The organism is Clostridium sulfidigenes (assembly GCF_052067195.1).
GTDB classification, from domain to species: Bacteria; Bacillota; Clostridia; order Clostridiales; family Clostridiaceae; genus Clostridium_J; species Clostridium_J sulfidigenes.
Genome location: NZ_JBQHQR010000022.1, coordinates 22,498 through 40,193, shown reverse-complemented (window position 1 = coordinate 40,193; position 17,696 = coordinate 22,498). Strand labels below are relative to the sequence as shown.

Genomic DNA, 17,696 nt, shown 5'->3' with positions numbered 1-17,696 from the left:
ATAGAATAATACAGTACTTATTTAAATGATACATGTATATTTATGAAAAGTTTTAAGAATATAAAGCAATTATAAAATATCAAATCCTATTATGCATATTAAATATTTTATATGCATAATAGGATTTGAATCAGAATACATTGATTTTATAAAACATATATGATAGCATGGAAATGGAGTTTTTACATAGAGATAAGGCTAATAGTAGTCATGAAAATCTCTCTTTCTCTAATGAAAGAGAGTTATTTTATTTATTAGGAGGAGAAGCTATGAAAAAAAATATGAAGTCAATAATAATTTCTTTAATAGTTATAATTATTGCAATTGGTGGATTTTTTATCTACAAAAACTTTAATGCAAAACAAAAAGTTGAAGGAGATAAAACTATAGAAGTTACTGTTATAAGTGAAAAGGATAAGCATGAAAAAACTTATACACATAAAACCAATGCAGAAACTCTAGGAAAAGCACTAGATGAAATGAAGATAATTGTAGCTGATACATCTCAAGCTACTAGATTTATAACTGGAGTAGATGGACTAAATGCAGATGCTAACAAGCAAGAGTGGTGGAATCTAAAAATAAATGGAGAAAATTCTCAAACTGGTATAGATGATACTGCTATAAAAGATGGTGATAAGATAGAACTTATACTTACAATAGGTTGGTAATATGTATAAAACTAAAGATTTGATAATATTGGCATTACTTGGAGCTCTAATGCTTGTGTTACAAGTTATGATGAGTGGAATACCTAATATAGAACCAGTATCCTTTTTACTGGTAATATATACTTTAGTATTAGGCAGAAGAGCATTGGTAGTTGTAGTGGTATTTAACTTTTTGCTAGGTCTTGTTAGTGGAATGGGAACTTGGTGGTTTGGATACTGGATTGTTTGGCCTATGCTAGTACTAGTAGTGCTGTTATTTAGAAAAATAATTAAAGAAAATTTTTTAGGTTGGAGTATAATATCCGGTGTGTTTGGAATGTTGTTTGGAGCACTGTATTCAATACCATATATCTTTACAGTATCTACAACCTTTGCTTTAACTTATTGGATAAATGGAATACCCTATGATTTAATTCATATGGTAGGTAATTATTTTATTATGTTAATGCTTGGAAAAAGGGTATATAATTTATTGAAGAATTTAGTAGCAAAATATAATTTAGGCACTAAATTTTGAAGATAGATAGGTTTAAAAATATAAAAAGAACTTTGAAATTTCAAAGTTCTTTTTTATTTTTTAGGATTGGATTGGAGAATTAAGCCAATAAATGAAGTAATTAAAATGCATTTATGTTATATTTATCATATAGTGTCATTGCCATAACATATAATTTATATAAAATAGAAACTAAAAGGTTAAGGAATAAATTGTAAAAGTTAAGAGGTGGAATATGAAGTTGCTAGAAACAGAAAGATTGATTTTGAGAAGTTGGAAAATATCGGATTTGGATGATTTTTATGAGTATTCTAAAAATCCTAATGTTGGTCCTATGGCAGGATGGAAACCCCATAAGAATAAAGAAATATCTAAAGGTATACTTCAGTCATTTATAAAGAATGATGAGGTATGGGCAATTGTATATAAGAAAAATAATAGGGTAATTGGTTCAATTGGTAATCATAGAGATGTGAAAAGAAATTTATTAAAGGCAAGAATGATAGGATATGTACTTTCAGAAGAATATTGGGGAAAAGGAATTATGACTGAAGCAGTAAATAGGGTAATAAAATATTTGTTCGAAGAAATAAAATGTGAAGTAGTATCTTGTTATCATTATCACGGAAATCATAAATCTAAAAGGGTTATAGAAAAGTGCGGATTTAAATATGATGGAACATTAAGAATGGCTAGCGAAACTTATGATGGAAGAATATATGATGATCTATGCTACTCCATAACTAAAATGGAGTATTGTGATGAATATAAAAATAAATATTTATAGGTAAAGTATAATAATTATAGATTGAATAGATTTAAAATATAGACTCTATGAATAATTAGTTCGTAGAGTCTATTAATTTTAGTTAACTATTTTTAACTTTAGGTTTATTTACTATATATATTCCAACACATACAAATACAAGTGCCAACAGATTTTTCCAATGCCAAATAGATTCTTTTAAAAATATAGCAGAAAGAAAAACACCAAACACAGGTGTTAAAAAATTGTATATAGAAATTTTACCAACATTATTATGTTTTAATAAGATAGTCCATATTGTAAAAGCAACTGAAGAAAGAAGGGAGAGATATAAAAGTAATAGCATAGCTTCAGTAGAAGGTATAGAGGTTCGTGCACCTCCAAGTGCGCCTACAATTATAAGTAAAGCCCCGCCAAAGAGTAGTTGCCATCCTGTGACTATCATGCTATCTTCTCTCTTAGCTGCTTCTTTACTTATAAGAGATCCAATTGCAAAGGAAGCAGCAGCAAGAATAATAAATCCTTCACCAGTAAAGGTAAAACCACTTCCAACTTTACCACCTAAGTTAATTATAACTACTCCCATAAATCCAACAATACATCCTAAAACTTTTTGGAAATTTAATTTATCATCTGAATATATAAAATGAGCAAGAATTACAGCCATAAAAGTTGCAGTACCGTTTAATATGGACCCCTTAACACCGGTAGTATGAGAAAGTCCTATGTAGAAAAATAAATATTCTAAAGTAGTTTGAATAAACCCAAGTAGTGCAATATGACTTAAGGCATCTTTTTTAGGAATAGGAAATTTCTTTTGAATTATCCAAGTTAATAAAATTACTAGAAGACCTGCTAAAGCAAATCGATTGCCTGCAAAGAGAAGTTTACTAAAAATATCATTTTCGCCTATAGAAAATAAAGAGTAGCCAATCTTTATAGATGGATAGGCACTTCCCCATAGTAAGGTACATAGTAAAGCTAATAATAAAATCACACCACTTTTTTGAAAAACATCTTTTTTACTCATAATTTAAATAATCCCCTCTGTACATTTAAAACTTAAATAATTACAAATTAACTTATGTTTATTGTGAATATAGTTTTAAATATCTAATTATCTCAATTAGAATTTTACTATTATATGCAACCAATGTAAATGAGCATTATTATTTGTTGTTTTTAACAATAAAATTCATCTTATCTAAAATTTAAAAATGAAATTTCAATATAAAAGTTCAATACAAATATATAAGGAAAATACAGAAAAATGGAGAACGGAGAATTTTGAGTAATTTAATCAAGTGTATTTAAACTTTAAGAAGTTGAAAATGATTATCAATTAAGTTATTATGAAGTGGTGATAAGTATTATCAATTAAAATTATATTTCAATTAATAATGTAGTTTTATTGTTACATCAAGTATATATAAGTGTTTAAGAATATCACATAATTTAATACATAAAGATATTTAGGATACGTAATAAAGTTTTGGAGGAAATATGAAAAAGAAATATTTAATTCCTTTATTCATAATACTGTGTATGTCTTCAATATTTATAGGGGTTCAAAATATAAGTATTACAGATATAATGCAATGGAATCACGGTAAGATGAATATAATAATTTTAACTAGATTGCCGCGGCTTATTAGTATAGTGGTAGCTGGAGTAGGAATGAGCGTTGGTGGAGTTATAATGCAGCAAATTAGTAATAACAAATTTGTTTCTCCAAGTACAGCAGCTACCGTAGACTCAGCAAAGCTTGGAGTACTAGTTTCTATGCTACTATTTTCATCAGCAACTTTGATGCAAAAGATGATAACAGCATTTATATTTGCCCTTTTGGGAACCTTTGTATTTATGAAAATACTTAAAACCATAAAAATGAAAAATGTTGTATTCATACCTCTAGTGGGAATAATGGTAGGAAATGTTATAGGGTCTATGACAGATTTCTTTGCTTATAAAAACAATTTAATTCAAAGTATGGGAACTTTTCTCCAAGGAGATTTTTCCATGATTATAAAGGGAAATTATGAGCTACTCTATTTGACTATACCATTATTAATATTAGCACTTTTGTATGCTAATAAATTTACTATTATAGGAATGGGAGAGGATATCTCATCAAATTTAGGGATTAACTATAATAAGGTTGCCAATATTGGAGTTATAATTGTTGCATTGATTTCAGCTTTAGTAGTAATAACTGTTGGGAATATACCTTTTATAGGATTAATAGTTCCTAATATAGTATCTATATTTAAAGGGGACAATCTTAGTAAGAATATTTGGGATACAGCTTTGTTTGGGGCAATATTTGTACTAGCATGTGACATTATAGGTAGACTTGTAATTCATCCCTATGAAGTACCTATAAGTCTTACTGTAGGAGTTACAGGAAGTATTATATTCCTTTACCTGATATTTAGGAGGAATAGAAATGAAGGATAATATAGATAAAAAGAAGTTATATATACTTGGAATAATTGCATTATTTGTTATTGGCTTATTTTTGTTTGAAGGATTAAATGGTAGAAACTGGGTTTATAACCTATCAAAGAGAATACCTAAGGTTATAGCTATAGCAATTACTGGAAGGGCAATAGCCTTTTCTTCTATGATATTTCAGACAGTAACAAATAATAGAATCCTAACGCCAAGCATACTTGGACTTGATTCCTTATATATGTTTGTACAAACCATATCCGTGTTTTTATTCGGAGCATCAAGTATATTTATGATAAACAGAAATGTGAATTTTATGGTTTCAGTTACCATAATGTTAGTTGGAACTTTAGTTCTTTATAAAATATTATTTAAGAAAGATGGAAATAGTAATATATTCTTTCTGCTATTGGTGGGAACAGTATTGGGAACCTTGTTTAAAAGTATGACATCTTTTATGCAAGTAATAATTGATCCAAATGAATTTGAAACATTACAAAGTAAAATGTTTGCTAGCTTTGCTAATGTTAATACGGATATATTGTTAATATCAGTAATAGCCTTACTAATCATTTTTGTATTATTTTATGATGATGTAAAAAAATTAGATGTTATGCTTTTGGGAAGAGATCAAGCTATAAACTTAGGAATAGATTTTGATAGATTTTCTAAAAAAATATTAATAGTTGTAGCAGTATTAGTATCAATATCTACAGCTTTAGTTGGACAAATAACCTTCCTTGGATTATTGGTGGTTAATCTATCTTACCAGTTTCTTAATACATATAAACATAGTTATCAAATAACAGGAAGTATATTGATAAGTATAATTGCTTTAATAGCTGGACAGTTCATAGTGGAAAGAATATTAAACTTTGGAAGTACAGTAAGTATAATAATTAATTTTATTGGTGGAATTTACTTTATATATCTTTTAATGAAGGAGGGAAAATAAATGATAGAAGTTAGAGGTATAGTTAAAAAGTATGGAGATAATCCAGTAGTAGACAATGTATCTTTAAACATAGAAAAAGGTAAGATTACTTCTTTCATAGGACCTAATGGAGCAGGAAAGAGTACTTTACTATCAATGATATCTCGTATTATGAAGAAAGATGAAGGCGAAGTTATTATAGATGGTAGGGAGTTAGAAAAATGGGACACTAAGGAACTAGCTAAAAAAATAGCTATACTTAAACAATCTAACAATATAAATGTAAGATTAACTATAAAGGAAATAGTTAGCTTTGGACGTTACCCTCACTGCGAAGGTAGACTGACAAAGGAAGACACAAAGTATGTAGATGAAGCCATAGAATATATGCAACTTAAGGATATTGAGGATAGATATTTAGATGAGCTTAGCGGTGGACAAAGGCAAAGAGCATATATTGCTATGGTAATAGCTCAAAATACAGAGTATGTACTATTAGATGAACCATTAAATAACTTAGATATGAAACATTCAGTACAGATGATGAAAGTATTAAGAGGACTAGTGGATGATTTTGGAAAAACTGTAGTGATAGTTATGCACGACATAAACTTTGCATCAGTTTACTCAGATAAAATAGTTATTCTTAAAGATGGAAAGATAGTTAAAGATGATATAACTGATGCCATAATATCAAAAGATGTTTTAGAAGACGTATATGAAATAGATTTTCACATAAAGAATATAAACGGAAACAACATCTGCGTATATTTCTAAGTGAGACCCCAAATCTATGATTTGGCTGGTCGAACTTAAGTGACCATTTAAATCTATGATTTAATCATGGGAACTTACTCATTTGAGTGTAACGAAGAGGAGTTTCATTTCAAATGAGGAGGTGACAAGTAGTATCCTTACGAGCAAAGCGAGAAAAAGAAATCTATGAGTTGCATAACAATAAAGTATAATTTCTTTTTAAATTTAAAATTAAAGAAAGTTATTATAAATAAATATTAACATATAAGGAAAATAGTAATTGGATATAATTGAAAGGAATAGGTGAAATAAATGAACAAGAAAAAAATTAATATAATAGTAGGAGTTGCAATAGTTGCTTTAATTGGTGTGTTTGCAGCTACAAAACTTGGTAACAAAGATAATGAAGGGGAAAAAGGTGAAACTATAAAAATAATTCATACTGCTGGAGAAACTGAGGTACCTAAGAATCCAGAAAAAGTAGTAGTATTAGACTATGCATCTTTAGATATTATGGATTCATTAGATATAAAAGGATTAGTGGGATTACCAAAGAAAAATCTGCCAACTTATCTTTCAGAATATAAGGAAGAAAAATATACAGATTTAGGTGGATTAAAAGAATTTAGTCTAGAAGTAATCAATGAGATCAAACCGAATTTAATAATAATTGAAGGTAGACAAGCTGATTATTATGAGGAACTTTCTGCTATAGCTCCAACAATACAATTAGGAACAGATACTACAAAGTATTTAGAGTCATTAGAGTCAAATGTAAACATAATAGGACAAATATTTGGGAAAGAAGATGCAGCAACATCTAAATTAAAAGAACTTAATAAAAGAGTTGAAGAAGTAGGCAAAAAAGTAAAAGAGCAAGGTTTTAATGCGTTAGCTACTATAATTACAGATGGTTCTATGAGTGTATACGGAACAGGATCAAGATTTTCAATTATATTTGAAAAGTTCGGCTTTGTTCCAACAGATGAGAATATAGAAGTATCAAAGCATGGTCAAAATATAACTTATGAGTACTTGTTAGCTAAAAATCCAAACTATCTTTTTGTAGTTGATAAGTCAGCAGGAACAAGTGGATCAGAAGATTATTCAGCAGCTAAAGAAGTAATAGAGAATGAATTAGTAAAAACTACAGACACATATAAAAATGGAAATATAGTTTATTTAAATGCTCAAGCTTGGTATGTGGGTGGAGCTGGGCTTCAAGCAGCAGATTTAATTATAGAGGATATGGAAGGAATAACAAAATAATAATTAATAAAATAAAAATAGCTATTTGACATTTTAAAAGTCAAATAGCTATTTTCATAGTGTGTTTAGTTGTTATAATACTCTCATCATATTAAAGTTAGTTATATAACATAAAAATTATATTTGAGAGTAGAATAAATTAATTAAGAACATATTTATATAGAGAGGAGGTGTTTCTATGGAAAGTAGAAATAGTAGTAATTATAAGGGGATTGATATAAGTAGTTGGCAAGGAAATGTAAATTTTAAAAAGGTAAAAGACAGTGGGATAGAAATAGTTTATATTAAAGCAACAGAAGGTATAAGCTATGTTAATAATTATTTTTCTTCATCCTATGAAAATGCTAAAGAGAAGGGTTTGAAGATTGGATTTTATCACTTCTTTCTAGGAGGAATAGATCCTAAAGCTCAAGCTAGGCATTTTGTAAATACCATTGGGAATAGAGAATTTGATTGTAGACTAGCTATAGATATAGAACAGACTAATGGCTTAAATAAGACATCTTTAACAAGCGCAGCAATAATATTTTTAGAAGAGGTTAAGAAACTAACTAGTAAAGGTATCGTAGTTTATACCTATACTAATTTTGCAAGAACTAGTTTAGATAGTAGGTTAGGAATATATCCTTTATGGATTGCGGAATATGGGGTAAGCAGGCCTGCTAGTAATCCAATATGGAATCAATGGGTTGGTTTTCAATTTTCAAGTACTGGACAAGTCCCAGGTGTAAGTGGAAATTGTGACCTAAATGAGTTCAATGAGGGAATATTATTAAATGGACAAAGTGTACCAGAAAGTCCAAGAACAAATGAAAATAATAAAAATGATAAATATTATATAGTACAATCAGGGGATACTTTAAGAAGAATAGCACAAAAATATAGTACAACCTATCAAATATTGGCATCTATTAATGGTATATCGAATCCTAATTTAATATATATAGGACAGAAAATAATATTGCCATCAGATAGTTCTTCAACAGGAGGTAATACCAGTATTTCATCCTATTATATTGTAAAATCAGGAGATACTTTGAGCGGTATAGCACAAAAATATGGAACTACAACTAAAGTTCTAGCTAGTACTAATAATATATCAAATCCAAACTTAATTTATCCAGGACAAAAAATAATATTGCCATCAGATAGTTCTTCATCAAAAGGTAATATTAGTAGTTCACCATATTATACTGTAAAATCAGGGGATACTTTAAGTGGGATAGCGCAGCGATTTGGCACTACTACTTTAACTCTAGTTAAGCTTAATAATATATCAAATCCAAATTTAATATACCCAGGACAAGTACTAAAAATAAAGTAAAATAACCTTAATGAGAAAAATAGATAAACTGTACCCTGTAAGGTATACACAGAAAAGAGGCTGTGTTACCATACAGGGTATTTTTTATCTCTTGTATTTAAAATCTAATCTATAACTTAATTATTGTAATAAAAAGTTATTATATTTATATTAGACCTTGTTTTTCTAAAAATTCTCGTGATACATCATCAGGTTCCATCTGTAGTTCGTCAACTTTATAATTAAGTTCCATCATGATGTCATCATTAAGGATAGTTGATAATTGTTCCAATAGAGGAATTATTTCTGGATACTTTTTAAGAGTTTCCCCTCTAACTATAGGCATGGCATAATAGGGTGGGAAAAAGTTCTTATCATCTTTTAATGTCTTTAGTTTAAATTTCTTTAACAATCCGTCTGTTGCAAAGGCATCTACCACATCTACCTCTTTGCTGATTAAAGCAGTATATCGAGGAGAACCATCAAGGCCTATGGAATCTTTGAATGAAAAATTGTATTTTTTACTCAATCCAGGAAGACCATCATCCCTATTTAAGAATTCTAAGGTAGTTCCAGACTTTAGATTACTAGCAATGAGCGAGAGATCACTGATGCTTTCTAAATTATACTTTTCAGCTGTTTCTTGTTCAATAGCTAGAGTATAAGTATTATTAAAGTTCATTTGTTTTAAAACTTCAATATCATATTTTTCTTTGAAATCATTTTTTACAGTATCATATACTTTTTCCATATCACTTATAGGAGGGTTACCTAAGGTATCTCCATAAGCTGTCCCACTATATTCAATATATAAATCTATGTCATCAGATTTTAAAGCAGAAAAGCACACTTGAGTACCACCAAGATTTATTTTACGATTTACTGAAATATCTGTATTTTCTTCAATTAAATCTGAAACCATATGGCCTAATATCATTTGTTCACTAAAATCTTTACTCCCTACAGTAATTACTTTTGAGTTAGTATTAACGTTAGTAATTGCAGAAAATATAAATATTAGAATAACAAAAATACTTGAGATTGCTAATATTCCTTTTTGCATTTTACGAGTTTTCATGAAATCTTTTTTTGTATTAGACTTAACCTTTTGTAAACTGATTGGAGTTGTTAATTTTTCAACAATACTAGCTAGAAAATCTACAGCTAAAGCTAGTATACAGGCTGGGATTGCACCAGCTAGTATTTGATTATTATTCACAGTTCTTATTCCTGAGAATACAAGGTAACCTAATCCACCTGCACCTATAAAGGCAGCAATGGTCATTAAGCCAACAGCGGTAACAGAAGAAATTCGAACTCCAGCCATTATAACAGGGAGAGCTAATGGAATTTGAATTTTTGTTAGAATTTGAAATTTTGTCAATCCTATTCCTTTTGCGGCTTCAATTGTCTGTGGGTTAATATTAGAAATCCCAGTATAAGTATTTTTGATTATAGGCAACAGGGAATATAGAATTACTGTTGTAACTGCAGGGAGAGTTCCTATACCTAAAAATGGTATGGAAAATCCTAATAAAGCCATACTAGGGATAGCTTGAATAATATTTGCTGCTCCAAGAATTGGTTTATTTAACTTCTTGACATAGGAAATTAGAATTCCTAGGGGAACACCTATTAAAATTGCTAGGCCAACTGAAATTGCAGTAAGTCTGATATGCTCAATCAATAATGATATAATTTGTGTTTTATTTTGTAAAATGTATTCTAAAATATTCATATTACTACGCCTCCTCTTCTATATATTGTTGACTAAGCGTTGTAACAAGACTACTTTCAGTAATCAATCCAATAAGACTGCTACTATCATTTAAAACAGGAACTGTTGAAATATTATTCTCATTTACAATTTTTAAAATATCAATTATAGTATCATTTGGAGAAACATAAATATAATTATTGTTAAGAATAGAACTGACTTGAATTGATTTATCATCAATTGATCGCATTTGTTTTGCTTTTACTATTCCTTGCAGTTTTTTTGATTTATTATCAACAACCATTAAGCTATCAACTTTGTATGAACGCATCTTTTCTATACATTTAAATATTGATAGATCCTTAGAACAAGTTATAGGATTTTCTATCATAATATCTTCAGCTTTAATAAAGTCAGGAGAGGTCCAGATTCTTTTTTTACCAACAAATTGTGAGACAAAATCATTGACAGGGTTTTTTAATATATTTTCAGGTGTATCGTATTGAATAATTTTGCCTTTATCCATTATGCACATCTTATCTGATATTTTTATAGCTTCATCCATATCGTGGGTTACAAATATAATAGTTTTCTTTAGTTTTGATTGTAAATTCACAAGTTCATCTTGCAAGCTTGAACGTGTAATTGGATCAAGAGCTGAAAATGGCTCGTCCATTAATATTATATCTGGATTAGTGGCAAAGGCTCTTGCGACACCTACTCTTTGTTGTTGCCCTCCACTTAGTTCTACAGGGTATCGATTAAGAAATTTATCACAATCAAGACCAACCATATCCATTAAATTATATGTTTGTTGTGTAATGTCTTCAGGATTTTTATTTTGAACTTTTGGTATTAGTTCAATATTTTCTCTTATGGTCATATGAGGAAATAAACCTGTTTGCTGAATAACATAACCCATATTTCTTCTAAGATCTATTACATTTTTAGTGCTAATATCTTCATTGTTAATATAGATTTTACCAGAAGTTGGTGTTATGAGACCATTTATCATTTTTAGTGTAGTTGTCTTTCCACAACCACTTTCACCTATAATAGCTACTAATTTACCTTTTTCAATCTCAAAAGAGACATCAGAAAGAACAGTAGTATTTTTAAATTTTTTTGAAATATTCTCGAATTTTATCAATGTAAATCCTCCTTTGTAAAGTAACAACCTAATTATAAATGCAAGTTGTTACTTTGTCAAATTCAAAAAAATAAACTATCGCAAAAATATATTAATCTTAGTTCATATACTAGCAAAGATTAATAAATTATTTTCTGATAGTTTAATTAATTTATATTAAGTTTATTACATACAATTTAAATTAGGGATATAAATATTTTTTTACACGCTCAATGCAATTTTCATCTCCAACAAAATAAAATATATCATTTTCTTGAAAAACTGCGTATGGTCCTGGTGATATAAGTAAAGAGTCGTTTCTTCTGATTGCTATTATTGTTGCTGAAGTATTATGCCAAAAGTTTATATCAGATGCAGATTTATTAATATAAGGTGTAGCAGATGTTATTTCTACTTGAAATGGTGTAAATGGATTTACAGAGCGTAATCTATCAGTTTTATCTATTAAATCAGAAAGACATCCATATAAAAATTTTATTTCTTTTTTTTGTCTGTCAACACTATCAATAATATCTTGCTTTAGATTACTTATAGTATTAATATCATCATGTTGTTTAACGAATTTTATAGCATTTTCGTAGGACTTTATAGTAACTCCACTACCTTTTGAAGTATCTACAATATTTAAGTCTGATAATACACAAATAGCACGTCTTGCAGTTTCGGATGAGACACCATATTGACTTGCAAGAGAAGATCTTGCATAAATCTTATCACCAACTTTATAATGACCATCAACAATTTTGGCCGCAACATCGGCTGCTATTTGTTGATATCTAGGGCTTGTTATTTTAAATTTATTTTCCATAATAATTCTCCTATAACTATATTAATAACAAAGTTAAATATATCATATTTAATTTTAAATTAGTATATATTAGTACAAATAAAATTAGTATTCCACTTTATTGTAATGAATTGACATAGAATATAATAGTGATATACTTTAATTAATACCACCTATAAACGTTTACAGTTTGTAGGAAATAAGCTACTTTTAAAAGTAATAACATCTTAAAGAATATGTTAAAATTAATTTAAATATTTTTAGAGATGATATTATATAGAGTATATCCTAATATATTGGAATAAAAGACTAGAATTAAAAAAAAATTAAAATTTTGTAGAAAAATATATTTTGAAATTTTAGTATTTTGTATTATAATAACATTATAGAACAAATTTTTTATGCTATATATTAACAATTTAATATATATAATTAGTTTCATTTAAAATTTCCCTATAATTTTAAAAGAACTAGACATTAAACAAGACACAGACAGAAAAAGTCTACCATATAGATGGTAGGCTTTTTCTGTTTTTATCTTGTTTATTAAAGATAAAGATTTAAATTATTAAAATAGAAAAAAATAATTGATAAAATATATTGAAATTAATTGTTGGTTATTATAATGTATACATATTGAAATGATTATCTCTATAAGGATTTAGGAAGGGAGTTACTATGAATAAGTGTAAAAAGTTTATATGCGTATCTGTAGGGTTGATATGTTTTACACTTGGAGCCATAGGGATTATATTACCTATACTCCCTACAACACCATTTTTGCTGTTAGCCTCTTTTTTCTTTGTAAAAGGGTCTGAGAGATTTGATATTTGGTTCAAGAACACAAAGATATATAAAAAACACCTAGATAGTTTTGTAAAGGAAAAAGCAATGACTTTAAAACAAAAGATGACTATATTGTTATTTGCTGATTTTATGATGGCATTCCCACTTATAATTTTAGATAGTTTAGTTATAAAATGCATTATTATTTTGATGATAATAATTAAATATTACTATTTTTTATTTGTAATAAAAACTATTAATAATTAATAGTTTTAAACTTCAATTGACAAGTTGGTAAATATATATATAATTATAAGTATAATAGCTAAATGCAAAGAAAAGGAAAGTAACTTTAAGAATACTTATACAGAGAGCTTTCATTGGTGAGAAGAAGCAAAGGATATTAAAGAGAAAATGGCCTTGGAGCAGTGCACCGAGATTTAATATTAAGGCTGCAACGGGTTCACCCGTAATAGTGATAGAGTATAACTATAAACAGGATTTTTATGAGAAATTTTATCTATGTACTAGTCGTGGAATAAATTTCATGTAAGAAATTTTAATTATAGCGTACTTGAAGAGATTTATATTGTGAAATGTAAATGAAGTAGGATGGTAACACGAAGTTTTAACTCTCGTTCCTAAGATTAATTTCTTAGGAGCGGGAGTTTTTTAGTTTTACTCCAAATTTATAATTTGGAGAAGTGAAAAATTAAATAGTATAAGAGGAGGAGCGTAGAATGAATATTTTAATTGGAGGAGCATGGCCATATGCCAATGGTTCGTTGCACATAGGACATATTGCAGCATTATTGCCTGGAGATGTTATAGCTAGATATTATAGAGCAAAAGGGGATGATGTATTATATATTTCAGGAAGTGATTGTCACGGAACACCTATTTCTATTAGAGCAAAAAAAGAGGGTGTATTTTCAGAAGTTATAGCTAATAGATATCATGAGGAATTTAAGTATTGTTTTGATAAGTTAAATTTCAGCTATGATTGTTATTCAAGAACTGATGATAGTCAGCATAAAGAAGAAGTAAGAAGGATAATTATAAGTCTATATGAAAAAGGCTTAATATATGAAAAAAAAGTAAGTCAAGTTTATTGTGAGGAGTGCAAACAATTTTTACCTGATAGATATGTAGAGGGAGTATGTCCGCATTGCAATAGTATTGCAAGAGGTGATCAATGTGAAAATTGTTCAACGCTTCTAGATCCTTTAGAGTTAAAGGATAGACAGTGTAAATTATGTGGTAGTAAGCCAGTAGTAAAATCCACTAAACAATTATACTTTGCATTATCTACTTTTGAAAAAGGACTTAGAAAGCATTTAGAAAGGTCTAGAAAAAACTGGAGAATAAATGCAGTAAATAGTACAGAAAGATACTTAAATGAAGGTTTGAAAGATAGAGCTATTTCTAGGGATTTAGATATAGGAATAGATATACCAATTAAAGGATTTGAAGATAAGAAAGTATATGTATGGATTGATGCAGTATTAGGATATTTAACTGTAAGTGAGAAGTGGGGAAAAGAAAATAATAAAAATTGTAGTGATTATTGGAATAGTAGCAGTATTTCATATTATATTCATGGGAAAGATAATATACCATTTCATACAATCATACTTCCAGCATTATTAAGAGGAACAGGACCAGAAAGAAATCCAGATAAGGTTATTTCTAGTGAATATGTGACTTTAGAAGGAAAGAAAATATCAACAAGTAATAACTGGGCAATTTGGGTACCAGATATAGTAGATAGATATAATAGTGACTTAATAAGATATTTCTTTATTTCAAATGGACCTGAAAGAAGAGATACTGATTTTACTTGGAGGGAGTTCATAAATAAAAATAATGGTGAATTATTGGGAGCTTACGGAAACCTAGTTAATAGAACTTTGGTATTTGCTAAGAAGAATTTTAATAGCAAGGTACCAAAAGGAAAAGTTGAAGAGTCAATTAAAAGTACTATAGAAGAATTATATAAAAATATTGGTGAAAATATAGAAGAAGGGAATTTAAAATCTGCCATAGAAAGAATATTTACATTTATACGAAGTATAAATAAATATTTTGATGAAGAAATGCCGTGGATTACCATAAAACAAGATAGTAAACAGTGTGAAAATACTATATATAATTGTTTATATGCTATTATAAACCTAGCAAATCTTCTAAATCCATTTTTGCCAGAGTCCTCAGAAAAGATTAAAAGTTGGTTTTATTGTGAAGAAAATAGGTGGAAAGAGATTCAATTAAATTCAGGAGTAAATATAAGTAATTTTCATGTTTTATTTGAAAGACTAGATAAGAGCATTATTGATGAAGAATTAAGTAAATTAGAACTACATGGCAAAGATATTAAATCTACTTAATATCCATTAGCAAAATATTTTAGAATATTATGATATAATTTATATGTTAGTGTATTATTAAAATTTTTGATAACTTCTTTTGTAAGAATAGTAACTTATAATTTGCTATAGTTTTACATTTAAGAGTTGGGAAGTGAGTATAAAATGGTGGGTAAATATAAAGTAGTAACTTTATGCGGAAGTACAAAGTTTAAAGAGGATTTTATAAAAGTTCAAAAGGAGTTAACTCTTCAGGGGATAATTGTAATATCAGTAGGATTATTCGGCCACGCAGATGGTGAATTTGGAACTATAATTACAGATGAAATTAAAATCATGCTTGATGATATTCATAAAAGAAAAATTGATATGGCAGATGAAATTTTTGTTATAAATAAGAATGGGTATATAGGCTCTAGCACCAGAAGTGAAATTAAATATGCGAAGGAACATGGCAAAAAAATAGTTTATTTGGAGCCTAATTATGAATAATTACTAATGAAAATAAGATATTTAGGAGTGAGTTTATGATATTAGAGGCAGTAGATAGCATTATATTTGATTTAGATGGAACTATGTGGGATTCATTAGATGCTATTGTAGAAATATGGAATGAAGCTATAAAGGATTTTAATGATATTGATGCAATAATTACAAAGGAAAAATTAAAATCAGTAGTAGGGGTACCAGTTATAGATATAGTAAAGGCTCTTCTTCCAAATTTACAAGAGGATCGAGCAATTGAATTTATGAATTATTGTTGTAAGAAAGAAAATGAATATTTACCGCTTCATGGAGGAATCCTTTTTCAAGGACTAGAAGAAACCTTAAAGAAGCTTTCACAAAAATATAAGCTATTTATAGTTAGTAACTGTCACCACGGTTATATAGAAGCTTTTTTTCATGCTCATAACATGAAAGAATATTTTATAGATTTTGAACATCCAGGAAGAACGGGACTTACAAAGAGTGAAAATATAAAACTCATAATTAATAGAAATAATTTAAAGAATCCTATGTATGTTGGGGATACACAAGGGGATAGAAATGCAGCTAGGTTAGCAGGAATACCTTTTGTGTATGCATCTTATGGATTTGGGAATGTGGAAGATTATGATTATAAAATAGATAAGTTTCCAGAACTAGTAGACATGTATTTTAGATAATAAAAAATATATAATCCCAATGAAAATATATAATTTTTTCATTGGGATTAGTTTTTAATATTATTATTCTAATTAGTTGAATTTTTATTTATATTTAAGCAAACAATAACTCCAATGGACATACAAATAAGTATGAGTAAAGATGATATTTCAGTAGATATAATATCAGATGTGCTTATTAAAGTTAATAATTTTGATTGAATATTTACGTCAAATCCTAAAAGCATAGAAATAGATGAGACGATGGTAACTATTAGAGATAATACAGATAATCCACAGATTATTCCGGTAATTATACGAATTAAATTTTCTTTTCTTTTCATATAACTGTTATTTAGATAAGTTTAAAGTATTATCTAAAATCCTCCTTGCCTTTAAGTTGTAAAGTAATTATAACATTTTTTTAAACAATATTAAACCTATGAATATAATATAAGTAATTATACTATGATGGGGAGGGAATTATGGATTATATAGTAGTGTTAGAAAGGCTTATAGTAGGCGTTATAGTAGGGGGACTTGTTGGATATGAAAGGGAATTTAAAAATAGCCCAGCAGGGTTTAGAACTCATATATTAGTATGCTTAGGAGCTACAATTATTTCTTTAATAACAGAGTATGATATACAAAAAATGATGATTATTGCTCAAAATCCTATGTATTCTGAAGTTATAAAAGTCGATATAGCTAGATTAGGAGCTCAGGTTATAAGTGGTGTTGGATTTTTAGGAGCTGGTACTATTTTAAGGGATAAGGGTTCTGTAAGGGGATTAACTACTGCTGCAACTCTTTGGATTGTTGCATGCTTAGGTTTAGCAGTAGGAAGAGGACTTTATGCACTATCCATAACAGCAGCCTTAATCATATTTATAATTCTAAGCCTATTTAAAAAAGCTGATAAAGTTATACAGAAAGATACAAAATGGAGAATAGGGTTTAGGAAAAAAGAAAAGGAAGATGGGGTTGATGAAGATTATAATATTACTGAAGGAAAAAATAGTGAGGATGTTATAACTTTATACGAGAAAGTAAATGAGCCAATAAGTAGAGAGTAGTCTCTACTTATTGGCTTTATAAT

General features: G+C 28.3%; 18 protein-coding genes. 13 read left to right on the top strand and 5 right to left on the bottom strand.

Annotated features, from left to right (window positions below):
- Nucleotides 1-269 precede the first annotated feature (269 nt).
- From ACTNBA_RS18285 to ACTNBA_RS18275, 3 genes are all read left to right on the top strand, one after another.
- Nucleotides 270-671, top strand: a complete 402-nt coding sequence (locus ACTNBA_RS18285) for a DUF4430 domain-containing protein (protein ID WP_167403019.1) — start codon at nucleotides 270-272, stop codon at nucleotides 669-671.
- A gap of 1 nt (nucleotide 672) precedes the next feature.
- Nucleotides 673-1,188 carry a hypothetical protein gene (locus tag ACTNBA_RS18280; protein ID WP_441075706.1) on the top strand — a complete coding sequence of 172 codons (516 nt, stop codon included), beginning with the start codon at nucleotides 673-675 and terminating at the stop codon, nucleotides 1,186-1,188.
- 214 nt (nucleotides 1,189-1,402) lie between these two features.
- Nucleotides 1,403-1,954, top strand: coding sequence for a GNAT family N-acetyltransferase (locus tag ACTNBA_RS18275; protein WP_441075705.1), 552 nt, complete (start codon nucleotides 1,403-1,405; stop codon nucleotides 1,952-1,954).
- 82 nt (nucleotides 1,955-2,036) lie between these two features.
- Here ACTNBA_RS18275 and ACTNBA_RS18270 read toward each other — a convergent pair whose 3' ends face one another.
- Complete coding sequence (locus tag ACTNBA_RS18270) at nucleotides 2,037-2,963, bottom strand: DMT family transporter (protein WP_035129999.1); 927 nt, start codon at nucleotides 2,961-2,963, stop codon at nucleotides 2,037-2,039.
- 473 nt (nucleotides 2,964-3,436) lie between these two features.
- On the opposite strand from ACTNBA_RS18270, the gene ACTNBA_RS18265 reads away from it, so the two are divergent.
- The 5 genes from ACTNBA_RS18265 (at nucleotide 3,437) to ACTNBA_RS18245 (ending at nucleotide 8,667) form a co-directional block, all read left to right on the top strand.
- Nucleotides 3,437-4,390: an ABC transporter permease gene (locus ACTNBA_RS18265; RefSeq protein WP_441075704.1), complete on the top strand. Its 954-nt coding sequence runs from the start codon at nucleotides 3,437-3,439 to the stop codon at nucleotides 4,388-4,390.
- Nucleotides 4,380-5,339 carry an iron chelate uptake ABC transporter family permease subunit gene (locus tag ACTNBA_RS18260; RefSeq protein ID WP_441075703.1) on the top strand — a complete coding sequence of 320 codons (960 nt, stop codon included), beginning with the start codon at nucleotides 4,380-4,382 and terminating at the stop codon, nucleotides 5,337-5,339. The genes ACTNBA_RS18265 and ACTNBA_RS18260 overlap by 11 nt, the downstream gene beginning before the upstream one ends.
- Complete coding sequence (locus ACTNBA_RS18255; RefSeq protein ID WP_441075702.1) at nucleotides 5,340-6,095, top strand: iron ABC transporter ATP-binding protein; 756 nt, start codon at nucleotides 5,340-5,342, stop codon at nucleotides 6,093-6,095. It begins immediately after the preceding gene.
- Nucleotides 6,096-6,386: 291 nt separating this feature from the next.
- Nucleotides 6,387-7,343 (top strand): siderophore ABC transporter substrate-binding protein, encoded by a 957-nt coding sequence (locus tag ACTNBA_RS18250; protein WP_441075701.1) that lies wholly within the window; start codon nucleotides 6,387-6,389, stop codon nucleotides 7,341-7,343.
- A 178-nt stretch (nucleotides 7,344-7,521) separates the two neighbouring features.
- Nucleotides 7,522-8,667 carry a GH25 family lysozyme gene (locus tag ACTNBA_RS18245; RefSeq protein WP_441075700.1) on the top strand — a complete coding sequence of 382 codons (1,146 nt, stop codon included), beginning with the start codon at nucleotides 7,522-7,524 and terminating at the stop codon, nucleotides 8,665-8,667.
- A gap of 145 nt (nucleotides 8,668-8,812) precedes the next feature.
- Here ACTNBA_RS18245 and ACTNBA_RS18240 read toward each other — a convergent pair whose 3' ends face one another.
- From ACTNBA_RS18240 to ACTNBA_RS18230, 3 genes are all read right to left on the bottom strand, one after another.
- Nucleotides 8,813-10,384: an ABC transporter permease/substrate-binding protein gene (locus tag ACTNBA_RS18240; RefSeq protein ID WP_441075699.1), complete on the bottom strand. Its 1,572-nt coding sequence runs from the start codon at nucleotides 10,382-10,384 to the stop codon at nucleotides 8,813-8,815.
- Nucleotides 10,385-10,388: 4 nt separating this feature from the next.
- On the bottom strand, nucleotides 10,389-11,513 hold the full coding sequence (locus ACTNBA_RS18235) for an ABC transporter ATP-binding protein (protein ID WP_441075698.1): 1,125 nt from the start codon (nucleotides 11,511-11,513) through the stop codon (nucleotides 10,389-10,391).
- 181 nt (nucleotides 11,514-11,694) lie between these two features.
- Entirely contained in the window at nucleotides 11,695-12,321 is a 627-nt protein-coding gene (locus tag ACTNBA_RS18230; RefSeq protein ID WP_441075697.1) for a GntR family transcriptional regulator, read from the bottom strand.
- A gap of 657 nt (nucleotides 12,322-12,978) precedes the next feature.
- Between ACTNBA_RS18230 and ACTNBA_RS18225 the strand changes: the two genes are divergently transcribed.
- The 4 genes from ACTNBA_RS18225 to ACTNBA_RS18210 all read left to right on the top strand — a co-directional run bounded on the left by ACTNBA_RS18225 (nucleotide 12,979) and on the right by ACTNBA_RS18210 (nucleotide 16,618).
- Nucleotides 12,979-13,353, top strand: coding sequence for a DUF454 family protein (locus tag ACTNBA_RS18225; protein ID WP_150843517.1), 375 nt, complete (start codon nucleotides 12,979-12,981; stop codon nucleotides 13,351-13,353).
- A gap of 473 nt (nucleotides 13,354-13,826) precedes the next feature.
- Nucleotides 13,827-15,473: a methionine--tRNA ligase gene (metG, locus tag ACTNBA_RS18220; RefSeq protein ID WP_441075696.1), complete on the top strand. Its 1,647-nt coding sequence runs from the start codon at nucleotides 13,827-13,829 to the stop codon at nucleotides 15,471-15,473.
- A 144-nt stretch (nucleotides 15,474-15,617) separates the two neighbouring features.
- Entirely contained in the window at nucleotides 15,618-15,944 is a 327-nt protein-coding gene (locus ACTNBA_RS18215) for a hypothetical protein (RefSeq protein ID WP_346847506.1), read from the top strand.
- A 35-nt stretch (nucleotides 15,945-15,979) separates the two neighbouring features.
- Complete coding sequence (locus ACTNBA_RS18210; RefSeq protein ID WP_441075695.1) at nucleotides 15,980-16,618, top strand: HAD family hydrolase; 639 nt, start codon at nucleotides 15,980-15,982, stop codon at nucleotides 16,616-16,618.
- A gap of 68 nt (nucleotides 16,619-16,686) precedes the next feature.
- Here the strand turns inward: ACTNBA_RS18210 and ACTNBA_RS18205 are convergent, their stop codons facing one another.
- Entirely contained in the window at nucleotides 16,687-16,941 is a 255-nt protein-coding gene (locus ACTNBA_RS18205) for a hypothetical protein (protein ID WP_346847504.1), read from the bottom strand.
- A gap of 141 nt (nucleotides 16,942-17,082) precedes the next feature.
- On the opposite strand from ACTNBA_RS18205, the gene ACTNBA_RS18200 reads away from it, so the two are divergent.
- Entirely contained in the window at nucleotides 17,083-17,673 is a 591-nt protein-coding gene (locus tag ACTNBA_RS18200; protein WP_441075694.1) for an MgtC/SapB family protein, read from the top strand.
- Nucleotides 17,674-17,696: the final 23 nt, after the last annotated feature.